The organism is Corallococcus sp. CA053C (assembly GCF_003611675.1).
Classification (GTDB): domain Bacteria; phylum Myxococcota; class Myxococcia; order Myxococcales; family Myxococcaceae; genus Corallococcus.
In genome coordinates this window covers 1-2,077 of sequence record NZ_RAWA01000728.1, presented here as the reverse complement: position 1 = coordinate 2,077, position 2,077 = coordinate 1, and the positions used below count along the sequence as shown (strand labels likewise).

The 2,077-nt window shown below is 71.3% G+C and carries 2 protein-coding genes; both read left to right on the top strand.

Features of this window, described 5'->3' with window-relative positions:
- Positions 1 to 1,570 (top strand): transcription termination factor Rho (gene rho, locus D7V97_RS42645; RefSeq protein ID WP_233583606.1); only part of this gene is annotated, 1,570 nt, incomplete at its 5' end.
- Positions 1,571 to 1,628: 58 nt separating this feature from the next.
- Positions 1,629 to 1,895, top strand: a complete 267-nt coding sequence (locus D7V97_RS42640; protein WP_120616230.1) for a hypothetical protein — start codon at positions 1,629 to 1,631, stop codon at positions 1,893 to 1,895.
- The last annotated feature ends 182 nt before the right edge of the window (positions 1,896 to 2,077 follow it).

The window sequence follows — 2,077 nt, the reverse complement described above, 5'->3', positions numbered from 1 at the left end:
GTATAAGAGACAGGCCCGCCCCCATGCGCCCCCCGAGGCGGATGATGACGGGGGTGACGATGAAGGCGATGACGGGCCCGACGAGGGTGATGCCTCCGCAGGGGGTGCCCAGCAGGGCGGCGCACCCGGGAGCCCCGCCGGCCAGGGTGGCCGCCGCCGCCGCCGTCGCCGCCGTCGTCGTGGCGCGCAGGTGCACTTCACCCCGGAGGGCCAGGCCTACCGCATGCAGCCGGGCCCCGACGGGCAGCAGGTGCAGGTGTTCCTGACGCCGCAGGAGCTGGAGCAGTACCGCCAGCGCCAGGCCCAGCAGCAGCAACAGCAGCCCCCGGCCGCCGCCGCGCAGGCACCGCAGCAGGAAGGCCGTCAGCCGCAGCAGGAGGGCCGTCCGCAGCAGGAAGGCCGTCAGCCGCAGCAGCACGAGCACCCCCGGCATCAGCGCGGGGGAGGCCATGCCCAGGCCGCGCCGCAGCAGAACCTGGCGCCGGTGGAGGGTGTGCTGGACATGGAGGCCAAGGGCCCCAACGCGTTCCTGCGCCAGGTGAAGCGCAACCTGCTGGCCTCGCCGGACGACCCGGAGCTGCCCAAGAACCTGGTGCAGAAGCTGCGCCTGCGTCAGGGCCAGTACCTGAACGCGTTCGCGCAGATGCGCGGCCACAAGGGCGTGGTGCAGAAGGTGGACCTGGTGGACGGGCGCCCGCTGGACAGCGCGCCCAAGCTGCCGCACTTCGCGGACCTCACCTCCGTGGACCCCACCGAGCGGCTGAAGCTGGAGAACGGCCACAAGGAGATGGTCACGCGGGTGCTGGACCTCATCGCGCCCATCGGCAAGGGTCAGCGCGCGCTCATCGTCGCCCCGCCGAAGACGGGCAAGACGATCATGCTCCAGCGCATCGCGCAGGCGGTGATCAACAACCACCCCGAGTGCCACGTCATGGTGCTGCTCATCGACGAGCGGCCCGAGGAAGTGACGGACATGCGCCGGAGCATCAAGGCGGAGGTGCTCGCCTCCAGCTCCGACCGGCCCACGGGCGACCACCTCAAGGTGGCGGAGCTCGCGCTGGAGCGCGCGCGCCGGCTGGTGGAGACGGGCAAGGACGTGGTCATCCTGCTGGACTCCATCACCCGCCTCGCGCGCGCCTACAACAAGGAGGTCGACAGCTCCGGCCGCACGATGACGGGCGGCGTGGACAGCCGCGCCCTGGAGCGCCCCAAGCGCATCTTCGGCGCCGCGCGCGCGACGGAAGAGGCGGGCTCGCTGACCATCATCGGCACGGCGCTCATCGACACCGGCAGCCGCATGGACGAAGTCATCTTCGAGGAGTTCAAGGGCACGGGTAACTCCGAAGTCACCCTGGACCGCCTCCTCGCGGAGAAGCGCATCTTCCCGGCCATCAACATCCCCCAGTCCGGCACGCGCAAGGAGGAGAAGCTCTTCACCCTGCGCGAGTACGAGAAGGTGAAGAAGCTGCGGCAGATGCTCTTCTCCGTGAAGCCGGTGGAGGCCATGGAGGCGCTCGTCAAACGGCTCGGTCGGTACACCTACAACGACGAGTTCTTCGACGAGATGTAGCGCCGGACTCCCGCGCGGGGGTGGTGTGGCGGGCCCTGGATTCACGTAAGGTGAACGCATGATTCAGGGCTCGGGCCGCTGCCACTACCACCCCGACCGCGCGGGCCTGGGCGTCTGCGTGGAGTGCCGGCGTGTCATCTGCCGCGAGTGCACCACGCAGTTCGAGGGCATCAACCGCTGCGCCAGCTGCCTCGACACGCGGCGCAAGGCGCTGGAGGGGCCGCCGCCCCGGCAGGAGTGGAGCGTGGGCCACGTGGTGATGGCGCTGGTGGGCGCCGCCCTCTTGTGGGGCGGCGTCGTGCTCGCGGCCCACGTGGTGGGCTGAAGCGATGGCCGTCTCCGCGCTCGAACTGCGCCCCCGGGCTCCGGTGGCCTTGATGGATGCGGCGCTACGGCTGTGCGCGCGCAACGCCGGCCTGTGGGCGCTGACCCTGCCCGGCGGCGCCGCGGTGGTGGCCGCGCTGCTGCACCTGGTGGACGCGGTGGACCACGGCCGCTCCCCCACCC